At 42.3% G+C, this 14,493-nt stretch carries 15 protein-coding genes and 1 rRNA gene; 5 read left to right on the top strand and 11 right to left on the bottom strand.

Going from position 1 to position 14,493, the window contains the following annotated elements:
* The 3 genes from OEX01_08090 to OEX01_08080 all read left to right on the top strand — a co-directional run.
* On the top strand, window positions 1–586 hold a 586-nt coding region (locus OEX01_08090), incomplete at its 5' end, for a nucleotide-binding protein (protein MDH5448940.1).
* 61 nt (window positions 587–647) lie between these two features.
* On the top strand, window positions 648–1,247 hold the full coding sequence (locus tag OEX01_08085; GenBank protein MDH5448939.1) for a hypothetical protein: 600 nt from the start codon (window positions 648–650) through the stop codon (window positions 1,245–1,247).
* Window positions 1,231–1,476: a hypothetical protein gene (locus tag OEX01_08080; GenBank protein MDH5448938.1), complete on the top strand. Its 246-nt coding sequence runs from the start codon at window positions 1,231–1,233 to the stop codon at window positions 1,474–1,476. The genes OEX01_08085 and OEX01_08080 overlap by 17 nt, the downstream gene beginning before the upstream one ends.
* Window positions 1,477–1,479: 3 nt before the next feature.
* On the opposite strand, the gene OEX01_08075 is transcribed toward OEX01_08080, so the two are convergent.
* The 5 genes from OEX01_08075 to cofE form a co-directional block, all read right to left on the bottom strand.
* Entirely contained in the window at window positions 1,480–2,502 is a 1,023-nt protein-coding gene (locus OEX01_08075; GenBank protein MDH5448937.1) for a tyrosine-type recombinase/integrase, read from the bottom strand.
* A gap of 270 nt (window positions 2,503–2,772) precedes the next feature.
* Entirely contained in the window at window positions 2,773–4,167 is a 1,395-nt protein-coding gene (locus OEX01_08070; GenBank protein MDH5448936.1) for a TldD/PmbA family protein, read from the bottom strand.
* A 1-nt stretch (window position 4,168) separates the two neighbouring features.
* Window positions 4,169–5,530, bottom strand: a complete 1,362-nt coding sequence (locus tag OEX01_08065) for a TldD/PmbA family protein (protein ID MDH5448935.1) — start codon at window positions 5,528–5,530, stop codon at window positions 4,169–4,171.
* A 132-nt stretch (window positions 5,531–5,662) separates the two neighbouring features.
* Window positions 5,663–6,481: a hypothetical protein gene (locus OEX01_08060; GenBank protein MDH5448934.1), complete on the bottom strand. Its 819-nt coding sequence runs from the start codon at window positions 6,479–6,481 to the stop codon at window positions 5,663–5,665.
* A gap of 76 nt (window positions 6,482–6,557) precedes the next feature.
* A complete protein-coding gene (cofE, locus tag OEX01_08055) occupies window positions 6,558–7,331 on the bottom strand; it encodes a coenzyme F420-0:L-glutamate ligase (protein MDH5448933.1) in 774 nt (257 codons plus the stop codon).
* A 110-nt stretch (window positions 7,332–7,441) separates the two neighbouring features.
* On the opposite strand from cofE, the gene OEX01_08050 reads away from it, so the two are divergent.
* Window positions 7,442–8,320, top strand: coding sequence for a hypothetical protein (locus OEX01_08050; GenBank protein MDH5448932.1), 879 nt, complete (start codon window positions 7,442–7,444; stop codon window positions 8,318–8,320).
* On the opposite strand, the gene OEX01_08045 is transcribed toward OEX01_08050, so the two are convergent.
* From OEX01_08045 to OEX01_08020, 6 genes are all read right to left on the bottom strand, one after another.
* Window positions 8,317–8,868: a GNAT family N-acetyltransferase gene (locus OEX01_08045; GenBank protein ID MDH5448931.1), complete on the bottom strand. Its 552-nt coding sequence runs from the start codon at window positions 8,866–8,868 to the stop codon at window positions 8,317–8,319. The two genes, OEX01_08050 and OEX01_08045, sit on opposite strands and share 4 nt — an antisense overlap.
* A gap of 23 nt (window positions 8,869–8,891) precedes the next feature.
* On the bottom strand, window positions 8,892–9,392 hold the full coding sequence (locus tag OEX01_08040; GenBank protein MDH5448930.1) for an RDD family protein: 501 nt from the start codon (window positions 9,390–9,392) through the stop codon (window positions 8,892–8,894).
* A gap of 89 nt (window positions 9,393–9,481) precedes the next feature.
* The gene (locus OEX01_08035) at window positions 9,482–10,927 is read right to left on the bottom strand and encodes an RtcB family protein (GenBank protein MDH5448929.1); all 1,446 of its coding nucleotides are present in this window, start codon (window positions 10,925–10,927) and stop codon (window positions 9,482–9,484) included.
* A 124-nt stretch (window positions 10,928–11,051) separates the two neighbouring features.
* Window positions 11,052–11,969: an MBL fold metallo-hydrolase gene (locus OEX01_08030; protein ID MDH5448928.1), complete on the bottom strand. Its 918-nt coding sequence runs from the start codon at window positions 11,967–11,969 to the stop codon at window positions 11,052–11,054.
* A 700-nt stretch (window positions 11,970–12,669) separates the two neighbouring features.
* Entirely contained in the window at window positions 12,670–12,870 is a 201-nt protein-coding gene (locus tag OEX01_08025) for a hypothetical protein (GenBank protein ID MDH5448927.1), read from the bottom strand.
* 13 nt (window positions 12,871–12,883) lie between these two features.
* Window positions 12,884–13,237: a hypothetical protein gene (locus tag OEX01_08020; protein ID MDH5448926.1), complete on the bottom strand. Its 354-nt coding sequence runs from the start codon at window positions 13,235–13,237 to the stop codon at window positions 12,884–12,886.
* A 319-nt stretch (window positions 13,238–13,556) separates the two neighbouring features.
* Here OEX01_08020 and OEX01_08015 point away from each other — a divergent pair.
* A 16S ribosomal RNA gene (locus tag OEX01_08015) occupies window positions 13,557–14,493 on the top strand; the annotation flags it as partial.

The following is a 14,493-nucleotide window of genomic DNA, read 5'->3' as shown; positions in this document are numbered from 1 at the left end:
TGAATTTATTACTTCAGCCCCAGAAGATAAAAAGGAAGAGACGAGAACTCCTACTATTAAAATTGCCAAAAAGAGGAAAGTGTTTATAATTCATGGTAGAGATGAAACGCAAGCATTACGTCTTCAAAAATATCTGTCAAAAACGTTGAATCTTGAGGCAGAAATGTTTGAAGACTTTAAAGAAAGAAGCGGAAGTAAAACGATAATTGAGCAACTTGAATATATCCAAAACAATGTGGGTTATGCTTTTGTTATTGTTACACCAGATGACTTAGGCTGTTTACGTAAAGATATAGACAAGTGTAGAACTAAGTTTATGATAGGCAAGGAAAAGATCAAAATAGATACCGTGTGTAAAATACTAGACAAATTGAATTCAAGAGCACGGCAAAACGTTGTTTTCGAGCATGGACTTTTCATAGGGGCTTTAGGAAGAGACTATGTGTGTTGTCTTCTTAAAGAAGAAACGAAAGAGAAACCAAGCGACATTGACGGAATCCTCTATGAAGGTTTCAAAGAATCTGTAAAGGAAAAGTTTACCGAAATAACCAAGAAACTGAAAAACGTTGATTTAGTCAAGACCTAACGTAAAAGCTATAGCAGAACCAAAAGAACTAATTAGAATAACGAAAAGGTAGGCTGTTACATTGAATGGTGACCTATTAACTCTCATTATAGGTGCAATTATTGGTATTGTAGCCTCTATGATAGCTTACTGTTTGAATTCTATTCTTAGAGTAAGGGAACAAAGTATTGCTAGAGAGTTTACAATGCGAAAAGAAGCACGACATTTCTTCGAAGCTCTTTATGGTACAGTAAGTCGCCTTGATGATCTTGTTAAATCCTATAGAGAGTTTCAAAAAGAAGGGGGCAAGGTATTGATGTTAACTGAAAAGGGCTATGATTGGGTTTCAGGAAAAGACATAATCAAAGATTACAAAAACATATATGAAGAGAGATCAAAGCTTTGGGCTGATGCAGTAAGCAAAGGATATGAAGTCTTCCTACCACCTGATTTGGCTGATGAGCTTGTTTTTTGTTGGGCAGTTGCTAGTTATCTATATCAGAATGATGAGTGGAAAAAGTTGGAGATAGATCTTCTAAGTATTTTCGATGAAATATCAAAAGGAATTTTAACCATGATAGAAGAATCATTGGGTTTAAGAAGAAAAAGATTGTTGAGAAAACCGAAATGGTTAAACTGGAGACAAATACGTTCTATTATTAGAAGTGGTAAAACTGTCTAAAAGAAAAAGAGAGGATATTAAGAAAATCAAACTCCGAAAAGTAAGTTCATCAGATGTTCATGGTGTAAGGCAATCGCTGCATGGAAGACGAGTAATTAGGGAGACTGCTGTTCCATCCAAAGATGTCTCTGCAATTCGAAAAGGACTTGTCAGAACTTCTGATGTTTCGAAATATATGAAGAAAATAGAAAGAAGTGCAGCACAGAAAAAGAAAGAAATTAAATTGTGAAATTCACCTTTCTCCTAAGTACCACTTTATCAATTCTTCATCACTCATTTTATCATAGTCTACAGTGAATCCTATTTCAGTTCCATATCCCTCTTCTTTTAGCATCTTTCTTAAGAACTGACCAAAGGCTTTAGTCACTAGTTGTACAGTTTCTTCTAAGTTTCCTACTCTACCATTATTCTTCACTGGGTCCATTCTTAGTACTCTAGAAACCTTGATTGCATCTTTCTTCAGATTGACATGATTGATATAGGTCTTGATACTCTTGTCTACTTGCTTACCACACATTAATTTAGCATTCCAACTAGTTACACCATTCTCAGCACATACTCTTAGAAACAATTTTCTTGCAATGTGCCAGTTGAAAGATCCATGAGCTTTAATCTGTGCTCTCCTCTGTAAGCTTTGTATCTTCCTTAACATTTGTTTCTCACTTAAGTGTCCCTTTCTCTCACTCTGGAAAAGGTAAGGATTCTTCTGATCTAAAGTAAGAATATGCTTCACTAGTAACTCTTGAAACTCTGGATCAATGTAACAGTGTGCAACTATTCCTTCCTTCTTTGTGTACACTAACGTTTCTTTCAAGTCATCAGTAGATTCAAAGTTGAACTGTTTCCATTCAAGTCTACAAGCATCACCTATTCTTAAGCCAAGTAGCCAAGTTTTCACTAATACCTTTTCTTCTAAAGAACTTACATCGTACATTGCTCTTGCTTCATCAGAAGTTAAAATGTGATCTCTGGTTGTTAATGTAGTTCTAAAGACTCCTAAGGATCTTCTTATGTTCAAAGGAATGTTATTGTACTTAACATATTGAATAATTGGATTTGTAAGAGATCTACAAGTATTCTGTTTATACTTCTTCTTTAACCATACATAGTAACGTTCAATGATCTTAGCTGGATCTTCCTCACCTAATAGTCCTTTAGGACCTTTAGGATAGAACTCAGAAAACTTAGCTAATCCACGTTTGTAACTCTTTCTTGTCTGATCTGAGACTAAGCTTTCTAGGAATATATTTTCCATATACACTTTTTCTCACCTTCCTAGAAGAATAGCCTTATGAACTCAGAATCTGGAACAGTGATATTAGACTTCTAATGTCCTAGTGCTCCCGCATCATCCCATTTTTTACGAGTTCCATTAGAAACATTCGGGTTCTGAGATATATGTAGCTGATATGCTTAGTGCACTTGAGGGATTCCAAAAGTGAACAATCGCATTCTGCAAATGATTTAAACAACCTCATTTCAGTAGACAATGCATGCATAAGATGTACGTCGCAAATATTCAATCTTAGGCACCGACCACTCTCACTTCTTCTACCTTAAGGGAAGGCACTACTGCGTCTTGAAACTGCTTAGAATCATTACCCATTGCTGTGATGTGCTTTAACCAGTCGAAGACCACTCCAGTAACCATCCCATTCTTTATGGGATGTTTTATCTCCCCATCCAAGATGAAGAATGCTTGGGAAAGCTGGGCGCTAACCATTCCTGAGCCTTCTTGGGGAAAGCCAGCCATAGATTCGACTAAGACACCTTTCTTTGTTTCGGAGATAAGTTGTTCCTTGGTTTTGCTTCCGGAATGCATCATCATGTTTGATATGCTGATTTGGGGGGTCGTCCTGTAGCTTGTGCCAATTATCATGTTTACCAACTCAAAACCCCGAGGGGAACGTGAAGCATTACCTGTATTTCTTTTTTGAAAGGCGTTAGCTGTAGTAGCATCGTACAGGAAACCTTTGAGTTCCCCGTCTTTAATCAGAACAGAGTTTTGGGAAGGGTATCCTTCATCATCAAAGCTTCTGGATCCAAATCCGTTTTCGAGTATTGCATTGTCTGATACTGTCAGAGGCTGAGATCCAATATTTTGTCCAACATCCTTGATCCACACAGATCTCCCAGACAGAGCATTATCTCCTTTCAGAGCATCCACCAACACATCGACGATTTGATAGGAGACCGCTTCTGGTCCAAAGATGACTGTACCTTCGAAGCTTTTAACAGGTTTTGGACCAAAAAGCTGGATAACTTTTCTTGCTACATTCTCTCCGATTGCTTCGGGTTTTAAATTAGCCACGCGGCTAAACTTGGCATCATAACAACTACTTGTCACTTCCCCATCTTGGTCACCTCCTCCTACAAGATAAATTACAGCTCGAGTTCCTCTTTCTTCAAAATCAACACTCAGGGTGTTTATGACTCCAACTCGATCTGACTCGAAGAGAACGCGACCATCTTTAGCTATTACTCGCTTATCAAAATCCTCTGCAGCACTTATCGCTCTCTTCGCAATGCTGATTGCTTCTTCCTGATCCATTTCAGCAACTCGAGCATCGAAAAGACCCTTCACATTTGGAGCTTTGCCCGTATCGGGGAGAGCGAAGTGTGGTACTTCAGAACTTACCTTAGCTATATCTAACGCTTTTTCTGCTGCCTTAGAAATGACCTTTTCATTCATAGTATTTGTGCAAGCAAAGCCAACTTTGCCCGAAATGGCAATTCTGAACCCGACACCAGAGTCGTTAATCTTGTTTTGTGTAAATATTTCAGAGTTCCTGATTGTAACTTCTATTATTTCCTTACTTGCGAAAAATGCTTCTGCGTGGGTTACATTCTTCATTTCAAGGGCCTTCATGACCTTGTGAACCGTATTGGTCAAAAATTGCCAATTCTCATCTGAAGTCATCTTATGCGCTTCCCATTCCTCCAATCATAATTTCGCAACGAATCAGTGGAGCAACTCGTCCCTGCACAGCGAATTGAAATTTTCCACAAGCGCCTGGGCGTAGAACTGCTTCTTTACCTATTGCATCAATGGTTTTGAATACTTCAATTGCGTTACCAGCAACGTTTGCGCCACGTAGATCCTCTGTCAATCTACCATTTTTAATCCATTTTGCCTTCTGGAAGCCAAAAGTGAAGTCGGCATTGACATCCGCTTGACCTCCGAATGTTCCTTCAAGAAACAACCCTTCCTTGATGCCCTCAATCATTTCCTCCTGTGAATAGTCGCCAGCTTCAAGACCGATGTTGGTTTGCCTAATTAAGGGCTCCACACTGTAATCCCAAGCATGAGCATTCCCAGTTGGATGCACATCTGCAAGGGCTGCACTTGTCATATCATGCATAAAAGATTTCAACACCCCATTCTTGATAAGGTCAGTGCGTTTAGATTCTACACCTTCATCATCAAACACGAAATAACCCAAACCGTTGGGTACCTGACCAGAATCATAAATTGTAACAAGTTCAGATGAGACACCCTTGCCAAGGCAATTGCCAAAACCTCCTCCAGACATGGCCAAGTCCGCTTCCAGCGGATGCCCAATAGCTTCGTGAAGCATAGTAGCGCACAAAGTAGGATGTATAACTACTCGAAACTTTCCCGATGGTGGTGCCTTTGCTTTAATAAGTTGGACTGCCGTGGCCGCCACGTCTTTTCCCAGAGAATATGGCGTAGTCTTGTCGAAAAGCTCTAATCCTCCTGTGTGACCAAGGTTTTCAGAGGCAGGACAAAGCAGCCCATTGCATTTCGCTATGACATCGACAAACAGTAGTACGCGAGTTGTTTCTTGATGAAGGCGTGATCCTTCCGAATTAAGAAAGTATTTGTCGTCTTCAATGCAAATATATGTGGCTTTAATATCCGCCACGTTGGATCCCACGTCCTTTGCACCTTTGTAGGCTTCTAAAGGGATTTTCACGATTTCTGGTGGTAAGAGATCCTTGGGAGATTTTTTAATCGGTATCGATCTGTCTGCCACAACTTTCTTGGGAGTCTCAAGCTGTATCTTCCTTCGTTTCGACTTTGAAGATGTCTTTGCCAAGTTTATCGCGCTATTTATTGTCTGTAAAACGCTCTCAGAATCAAGCGTATTTGTTGAACTAAAACCCCAAGACTTGCCATCCACAAAAGCCCGAGCGCCAGCTCCACTTAAACTGATCTGTGAGAATCTCTCTATAATTCCATTCTTGACCATGCAAGTGGTCAGATTTCTTTCCTGACCCCGTAGCTGAACCAGATCTGCCTGATTCGTCTTCTTATGCAAGCTTCGCTCTAAGATGTGTAACATCATATTCAACCCATTGTTAGTATAGCTTAGTATATTTTTTAATGTATTCTGCCGCACGCGATGTTTAGTGTCGTTGACGAGTTGCCTTTTGTTTCTTGTAGTATTTTTTCATAAAAACAAAAAGACAAGGCTTAAAATTGCTAGTATAATCGAAACAGAAAAGTTTAACGTCCACATAATCTTGTTCCACCTGAAAATTTTGTAGCCATCCATTATACCGAAAGGGATTAGGTTAAAGACGGCTATGAAAGAGTTTATCCACGCTCCAAAAACCGCAACAAACACTAAAACCGGGTTTGGATAGATTATGCTGCTTATTAAGCCAGTTATAAGGAATAGCGTAGCGAGAGTAATGTTTGTTAAAGGCCCCGCAAACGCAGTTTTCCCTATTGTTTCTCTGTCGCCTAGACCTGCAATCATAACAGCGCCTGGAGAAATAATCTTGAATAACGGTGCAAAGATAGAGATTAGGGTGATTAAGGCTCCTATAGGAGTTAGTCGAAATTCTGCCCATAATCCTTGATGCTGTGCAGCTATTTTGTGGGCTATCTCGTGTACGAGAAAAGAAAAAGTAAGGACTATAGCTAAGGATGCTACAGCTGTTAGGGAAAAGTCAAACAGAAACAGAGATGCACCTACGCCCATTACAAGCAAGGTTCCAACCGCCAAGTGTTTAAGTTCTGTTGTGCTGAACCATATGACTCTGCCCCTCTTTTGCGGAGGCATCATAGTGACAGAATACTGGTATGAAGGTTCAGTCTTTGCTGTCTTCAGCGTTTTTGCTGGCTGTTCTCTTGGGGCTCGGGCACGCCAGTATTCTGGACAATCATGATTTTCGGGCAGGCGGTGCTCGACGCAGAAATATTGGTCGCAGTAGGGGCATTTAAAGGGCATGTAGGTTTCGGCGTTACATTGCTTACATTTCACTTGGTTTGGCACCTTTCGGTTTTAGGTTGTTCATTGGTTTTGTGGTTTATATGTTTGCTGTCCATGCTTAAAGTGGCTACCAGACATTCTTAAACAAGTCTTCCTTTTCATCGATAACCAAATCTCTGAAAGAGGAGTCTTCACGGAAACTTATCCGATTTAATCCTTTAACAATTACAACGGGCATCGCCTCTTTTCCTTCTCCCATAATAAGTTCTGCAGCACTAGCTAATTCATCAGCAACCGCGCTGAATTTGACTCGCATGACATAGCCGAACAAGTCCTCTGTGCCACGATAATCAACGAACGGGTCAATCCCAGCTAGACCAATTGCGAAATTAACTTGTCCCCGTCGGAAAGCGCGACTATATGTGTCGGATATGATGATTCCGACGTTTTTGCCAGTTAGCTTCTTAATACGGGAACGTAAACTTCTAGCAGACTCGTCGGGATCTACAGGTAGGAGTGCGTAGTGATTTGAGCCTTTTACATTTGATTTGTCTATTCCCGCATTTATGTTAACGATGTCTCGTTGGTCTTCAACTATAAGTATTTGCCGTGAAGCTTTCAGAAAACGCTTTGATTCACGTAAAACCAACTCCACAAGTTTTGGGTTTCTTCCTGTCTTTTCTGCAATTCCTAACGCTCTTTCAGAAGGTTTCACCATGTCTAGCTGGACTACACGGTCTTCGGCTTTGGAAATCACCTTTTGTGCAACGATCAAAATGTCTCCGTCTTCAATCTCGACATTGTTATTCTTTGCTGCTGAGACAATCAAGCTAGCTAAGTCGTCACCCGCCTTTATCAGCGGAAGCCCTTCAAGGCCAAAAATGCTAATGTTCTTCACCATTTCAAATTGCCCTCTTAATTCAAGACTCAAGTTTTCATTACATTAACAAGAATCGAAACAACGCTAAGAACATTTATTAGTCTATCTCCTTCAACAACACTGAAAAACCTATGGAGCTAAAGCTGAACAAACATTTTAGACCTTTTGATTTAGAGAATACTCTACAGTGTGGACAACTGTTTAGATGGGAGAAAAAGGAAGACTGGTGGTATGGCATTGTTAAGCATCAAATTTCCAAAGTGCGACAGACAAATAACGTTCTCGAATTTGAAGGCACAAATGTTGACTTCATAAGGAACTATTTTCGATTAGACGACAATCTACCGCAGATAATTTCTGAGATCAGCCGGGACTCTTTGACAGAAAGCGCCGTTCAGGCATTTCCCGGACTACACATAGCAAGACAAAATCCTTGGGAATGCCTGATCTCATACATATGCGCCACTTACAAGAGCATACCCACCATCAAAGACATGATTTTCGAATTGTCAAAACGGTTTGGAGATGAAATTGCTTTCGAAAACCACGTTTCTTACACGTTTCCAGAACCTAATGTGCTAGCAAACGCCACTCTGAATGAGCTTAGAAAATGCAAACTAGGATTTCGGGCAAAACGAGTTCGAGAAACAGCAAGAATGGTCGACTGTAATAAAGTTGATTTTGAAACACTGAAAAAGATTGATTATGAGACAGCTAAAGACGAACTGCTACGGCTTCCCGGCGTCGGAAACAAAGTGGCTGACTGTGTTTTGCTTTTCTCTCTTGAGAAGCTGGAAGCGTTTCCCGTAGATGTTTGGATGAAACGCATAATTCAGAAGCATTACGCGAACCATTATGATGCGTCGTTCATCAGTAGAATCTCGGAGAAAACCTCACTATCCACAAAAGAGTATAACAAGATAGGCTCGTTTGCTCGAGACTATTTCGGAAAATATGCTGGATACGCTCAGGAGTATCTGTTTCATTTCGTTAGAAGCAAACAAACCTAAAGGTTCAGCCTAACAAGGGCAAAATCCGAGTTTATTTCCTCTTCAACGTGGAATCCTTTTCTCAGATAAAGCTTGATGGGTCCAGAAGGATTGTTCGCTGAGCCCTTTCTAGCAAAGGTTTCGACAGCCTTGAAACCGTGTTTTCTCAAGTCAGCGATTACTTGATCAAGAAGTTTTTCGCCTAGGTTTTTCCCGCGAAAGCTTTCGTCGCTGATGTATAGACAAGAGATGAAAACAATACTTTCCTTTGCTGTTCCTAACTTTTTGGATCCGTATTCTTGGACGTTTGGGAATCTGTTTGAGGTGGAGTATTGAGCGTATCCTACTGGTTTGTTGTCAGCGTGTATTATTTTGCCGCAGTTTCCAAACTCTTTTAGTGTTTTGAGAAACCAAGCGGCTTTCATCGTTGCATACTTTTCTTTTTCTGTTTGCGCCACTTTCTGTCTGCCTTTTTCAAAAGCTGGTTTTTCCCAGTATAAACAAGTTCTACATGGTTCGGGGATTTCTTTGATACCATCCTCTGTAATGTCTTTAATTGAAACTTTCATATGACTTGTCTCTTTGAGTGTTCTTATGAAGTTGGCGGTGGAGGTGGTGATGGACTTGCAGTTGTTAAAACAACAGTAGTCCTAGCCATGCGGTCACTTACTCTTTGATGCGGATCACCTGGCGTTGCTAAACCAATAATTACGTCTATGAGAACTAAAATCCAGTAAATCTTGCTTACATTTCTGATAAACGCTGCATCTAAAGGAGGCATTTGACCGCCCAGTTTTACGGTTTTTAGGTTCATGATTTTCTTGCCGAAAGTCCATCCATAAGAAGATTCAAAAAAGGCGAAGTATAAGACGCTTAAGACTCCTGCGAAAAACGGGAATACAAAAGGGTTAAATATAAACCAAGGCAAGCCTGCTACTGCTGCTATTATAATAAGAGGTATAGTGATAATCGCTGCGATGATTAGAGTACCTATCCACACAATTATGCTATCGATAATAAAAGCAACAAGCCTCTTTATCCAATGATCTTGAAGCCGAGAGTCGCTTCCAATTCTTTCAAAACCTGTTGACATAACTCTTCACAAACAGACTCTTGTGCAGTCTAAGACTATATATTATTTCTGTAGCTTCACCCCCAAAAAAAAGAAAACAAAAAGTATTTCTAGCCTTTCACCACGGCTATTGGCAACAGCCTTGCCACACGTGTAGCAATTCCCACCTTGTCGCTTACCTCTACCACCCTATCCACATTCTTATAAGCAGGATCAGCTTCCTCTGCAAGAACCACAACGCTTGCCGCTCGAACAACCATTCCACGCTTCTCCAAAGCCCTTTTTACGTCGCCACCCCAAAACCTCCGTTTTGCCGCCGACCGACTCATCATCCTACCCGCTCCATGAGCCGTCGAGCCGAAAGACACTTCCATAGCCTTTGCTGCACCAACAAGAAGCCACGAGCTTGAACCCATACTGCCGGGGATAAGGACAGGCTGCCCAAAATTGCGGTAGTCAATTGGCACAGCTGGGTTATTAGGTGGAAAAGCTCTTGTCGCCCCTTTCCGATGAATCCAAACCTTCTTACGTTGACCATTAACACGGTGTTCCTCAATCTTGGCAATGTTGTGTGCTACGTCATAAACCAGTTGGAGACCAAACGTTTCTGCCGGCTGCCTAAAAACCTGTTCAAAGCTCTGTCTCACCCAATGCGTTATTGCTTGGCGGTTAGAGAAGGCATAGTTAACCGCACATGACATTGCTTTGAAATAGTCTTCGGCTTCTTTTGTTTTCCCATGTGCACATGCAAGCTCTCGGTCAGGCAGATTAATCTTATATTTGTGCACCGCTCGCTCCATTACACGAAGATAGTCGGAGCATATTTGATGCCCATACCCGCGAGAACCGCAATGAATCATGACGGTGACTTGTCCTTCCTCGTTTATGCCGAAGGCTTTTGCCACGTCAGGGTTGTAGATTTTGCCGACTTTTTCAATTTCAAGGAAGTGGTTGCCTGATCCTAAAGTGCCAATCTGGGTGGCTCCTCGGTTTTTCGCTGTGGTTGAAACTTTATCTGGGTTCGCTGTTTTCATGTGACCGTTTTCTTCGCAGTGTTCAATGTCTTCTTTCCGCCCCATTCCCTGCTCCACCAGCCAAAAACTCCCTTCTTCTGCTAGTCTGTCGAGTTCGTTGGTTTTGATTCGGAAGTCTTTTCTGCGGCTACCGAGACCGCATGGAACATTGTTGAAAATTGTGTTTGTTAACTCTTTTAGCTTGGGTTGTATGTCTTGTTCGCTGAGGTTTGTTGTTAGTAGTCTTACGCCGCAGTTTATGTCGTATCCTACTCCTCCAGGGCTTATCACTCCTTCCTCGTAGTCTGTTGCGGCTACTCCTCCGATGGGGAAGCCGTATCCTTCATGACCGTCTGGCAAGGTTACGGAGTACTTGTATATGCCTGGTAAATGAGCGACGTTAGCGCTCTGTTCCAGTGTTCTGTCTGTCTTCATTTTTTCCAGCAGTTCTTCATCTGCAAAGACTATGCCTGGAACGCGCATGCCTAGTTTGTATTTTTGTGGGATGCGCCACGAGTAGTTGTCAAGTTTTTCGAGTGGCACGTTGTAGGTTGGGCGTCCTCGTCGTTTTGGTTTGTTCAAGCTTTTTCACTTTATGGAATGTGAGTGGAAGGCGAAATATAAGTAATTTTGGTGTAGAAGCCAAAGATTTTCAAATAGGCAATTGCTAATGTTGTCTTTCCTTATACTTGAAATATTCTATGAAGCCTTGAATGTTTTGCGAAAAGGTGCCTCTGCCCATGATGGGGTGAGTTTTAATGTAACTTTTTACCTTGTGTACTTCGGAATCCCTGTTTGCGATTTCCTCTTTTATTTCTTCTATAGTTGCTCCTTCCTTCATTTTTTCAGCCACAACATTCGCCCAAAGTCTCAGCTGATCAGCATGTGTCTGTAGTTTTTCCAAGGCGTCTGTTGCTCGGCCAAAATGCGAATAATATAATAGCTTAGGTTTTAGCTGCTTCAGTTTTTCAATGGAAGCTAACGCCGTTTCTAAATGAAAAGGCGGCGGAGTTGTCGGTGTGATTGTTTTGAATTCGGGGATGTAAATTCCAGCAGTATCACCTGGAAAGACGCCTTTGCTTCTTTTTTCGTAGAAACTTTGATGGTGGGATGCGTGGCCAAGAGTTTCTATAGCCTTTAATTCAACACCTTCGCCTAAATCAACTGTCATTCTATCTTTGGCAACTATTATCCGCTCTTTAATAACGGACACAGGCTCTTCATAGAGTTCAGCAACTTTGCCTAACACTTGCTTCGATTGGCTCCACAACCTTGCGGGGTCTGCGATATGGGGAGCCCCTCTTTTGTGAACGATAAGCTTCGCCTTTGGCAAGTGGCTAAGAAGTGTGCCTGCACCTCCGCCGTGGTCAAGATGGATGTGGGAAACCGCCACGTAATCAACATCTTTGGCGTCTACTTCTATCTCTCTCAATCCAGCCAACAAGTTTGGAATAGTTGCAGTAGGTCCAGTTTCAATGATTGCCGTTTTCTTTGCTTTTAGTACGTAAGAGGCGATGAAGTGGCTAAAGCCGGCTGGTTTGAGGTCTATCAAGAAAATGTGTGGGTCGAGTTTGGTGCTGAACATTTTTTCACGATTACAGTAGCAACTGCATTGGAGCTTTTAACCCTTTCAGAAATGGATGTTACCTGTGGCTACTTTGAAGGTTTTCTTCTGTAAACTTTGCTACTAGTCGCGTTGCTATCAGGAACAGTGGAAGTATCAACTCCGTTTGAAACTCTGGATTAGTGCGAAAACTTCGAATATATCTAACCCTTGAAAGCTTAATCAGTTGATTAAACCTAATCTAGCTTTGCTTCATTGTTACTTCTTGAACTGCACCACATTCGTTGCAGAATAGAATTATCATTTCACCCTCGCCAGTAGGATGCATCCAGATAAGGAACTTCGAAGATTCCGCACCACATTTGAAGCATTCTGGATTTCTTATGACTATCACCCTCTTTAGATTAAATGCTCAATCATAATATAAATTTCACAAACGCACCAAGTCAACCTTGCCAAGCTACATATGGCTCGATTTTCTGAGAAGTCAAAGCGGAAGCGAACCCTAAAACTCCAAAACTTGTTTGGTGTAAGCAAGCTATGAAGTCTAGGGTCGCTTCCATTATAAAAGAAGACTCCGACAAAACTTTAAAGGTTATGGCTTTTCAACCAAGGAATTGCTAGGCATCTATTCGCTTCTCAAAAGATAGATAGGTTTTTCCAGTTCTTTGATTTTGAAGATGTCTTCAACAAGTGGGGGGATTCGAGTAGCCAATATGTCCTACAACCCAGACATTTTCCTTTTTAAGTAAACTATGAAGAACCCAACACCGCCGACCCCAGTAAAGATTATTTTAAAAGTCTCGCTGTTTAGATGAAGAAAGCTGTCAATGATGGCGGCGGTTACATAAAACCCTATCAAGACTATTACGGGTATCACAATGAAATCTTTTATTGCTTTATCGACTCTATCTTCACCCAAGAATATCCCTTTCTTAGCGTTCATATAGACCAATTATCTTATGTAACTCATCAAATAGTTTATCGAAATTCTTAATCAACACATCATCTAGCTCTTTTTCTTGACTTATCAGTCTAAGTATCTCATAGGCTATTTGGATTTTATCGAGTTTGTATTTGGTTTTGGATTTCTTTAGTAGACTGCTCGCTTTATTATTGACTTTGCCCTTTCCCTTTTGGAGTGCATCTTGGACCTGTTCAGAAGTGAGGTTAAGAAATCTTCCCTGAACATTCTGGAATGCTTTGGCATATATATTCAGTGGAAACACATCCTCTATATCAAAGTCTTTTTGACTGTCATTGACTGCAGGCAGTAGGATGACACACATTTTCGAAGAGCTAGTTTTATTAGCCACAGTCACAATCTTTATATTGGGAAATCCCTCCTCTGATTTCCTTTAGCGACTAGTCATCGCTATCAACGTTAAAAACACGCCCCGTAACTCTTCCGGCGGCGGCGTCAACCCAGACACTAAAGGCGCTTAAAAACGCCCTACGGATGACCCAAACGGTTGACCTCCAGTTACGGGGACAAAAAATGGAGACCTGATAACAGAGGTTAGGTCTAACATAGGCTTAGCGCACACAAAAACCACCCCCCAAATCCAACCCACAGCAAAAGCGGCAAGAAACTCCCAACACATCATAAATCCGGTTGATCCTGCCGGACCCTACTGCTATCGGGATGGGACTAAGACATGTTAGTTGTGCGTCTCTCAGCTATGAAAGAGACGCGGCACACGGCTCAGTAACATGTGGCTAACCTGCCCTTAGGACAGAGATAACCCCGGGAAACTGGGGCTAATCCCTGATAGGCGTGGGCTTCTGGAATGGATCCACGCCCAAAAGACGTTTAAATCATGCTTTTGACATCGCCTAAGGATGGGGCCGCAGCCGATCAGGTTGTTGGCGAGGTAACGGCTCACCAAGCCTTTTACCGGTACGGGCCGCGGGAGCGGTAGCCCGGAGATGGACACTGAGACAAGGGTCCAGGCCCTACGGGGCGCAGCAGTCGCGAAAACTCCGCAATACACGAAAGTGTGACGGGGCTATCCCGAGTGCCGTCCGCTGAGGATGGCTTTTCTCCAGTGTAAGGAGCTGGAGGAATAAGGAGAGGGCAAGTCTGGTGTCAGCCGCCGCGGTAATACCAGCTCTCCGAGTGGTAGGGATGTTTATTGGGCTTAAAGCGTCCGTAGCCGGCTTAACAAGTCCTCCGTTAAATCCAGCGATTCAATCGTTGGACTGCGGGGGATACTGTTGGGCTAGGGGACGGGAGAGGCCGACGGTATTCTCGGAGTAGGGGTGAAATCCTATAATTCCGGGAGGACCACCAGTGGCGAAGGCTGTCGGCTAGAACGAGCTCGACGGTGAGGGACGAAAGCTGGGGGAGCGAACCGGATTAGATACCCGGGTAGTCCCAGCCGTAAACGATGCGGGCTAGGTGTTAGGGTGGCTACGAGCCACTCTAGTGCCGCAGCGAAGGCATTAAGCCCGCCGCCTGGGGAGTACGGCCGCAAGGCTGAAACTTAAAGGAATTGGCGGGGGAGCACCACAAGGCGTGAAGCGTGCGGTTTAATTGGAGTCA

This window comes from Candidatus Bathyarchaeota archaeon, from assembly GCA_029882535.1.
In the GTDB taxonomy this organism is placed as follows: Archaea; Thermoproteota; Bathyarchaeia; order Bathyarchaeales; family SOJC01; genus JAOUKM01.
This window is presented reverse-complemented; position numbering and strand designations above follow the sequence as displayed.

Excerpts from the sequence above, each read along its gene's own strand:
- OEX01_08075 (MDH5448937.1), bottom strand. The coding sequence starts at position 2,502 with ATGGAAAATATATTCCTAGAAAGCTTAGTCTCAGATCAGACAAGAAAG.
- OEX01_08070 (MDH5448936.1), bottom strand. The coding sequence starts at position 4,167 with ATGACTTCAGATGAGAATTGGCAATTTTTGACCAATACGGTTCACAAG.
- cofE (MDH5448933.1), bottom strand. The coding sequence starts at position 7,331 with ATGGTGAAGAACATTAGCATTTTTGGCCTTGAAGGGCTTCCGCTGATA.
- OEX01_08050 (MDH5448932.1), top strand. The coding sequence starts at position 7,442 with ATGGAGCTAAAGCTGAACAAACATTTTAGACCTTTTGATTTAGAGAAT.
- OEX01_08045 (MDH5448931.1), bottom strand. The coding sequence starts at position 8,868 with ATGAAAGTTTCAATTAAAGACATTACAGAGGATGGTATCAAAGAAATC.
- OEX01_08040 (MDH5448930.1), bottom strand. The coding sequence starts at position 9,392 with ATGTCAACAGGTTTTGAAAGAATTGGAAGCGACTCTCGGCTTCAAGAT.
- OEX01_08030 (MDH5448928.1), bottom strand. The coding sequence starts at position 11,969 with ATGTTCAGCACCAAACTCGACCCACACATTTTCTTGATAGACCTCAAA.
- OEX01_08020 (MDH5448926.1), bottom strand. The coding sequence starts at position 13,237 with ATGTGTGTCATCCTACTGCCTGCAGTCAATGACAGTCAAAAAGACTTT.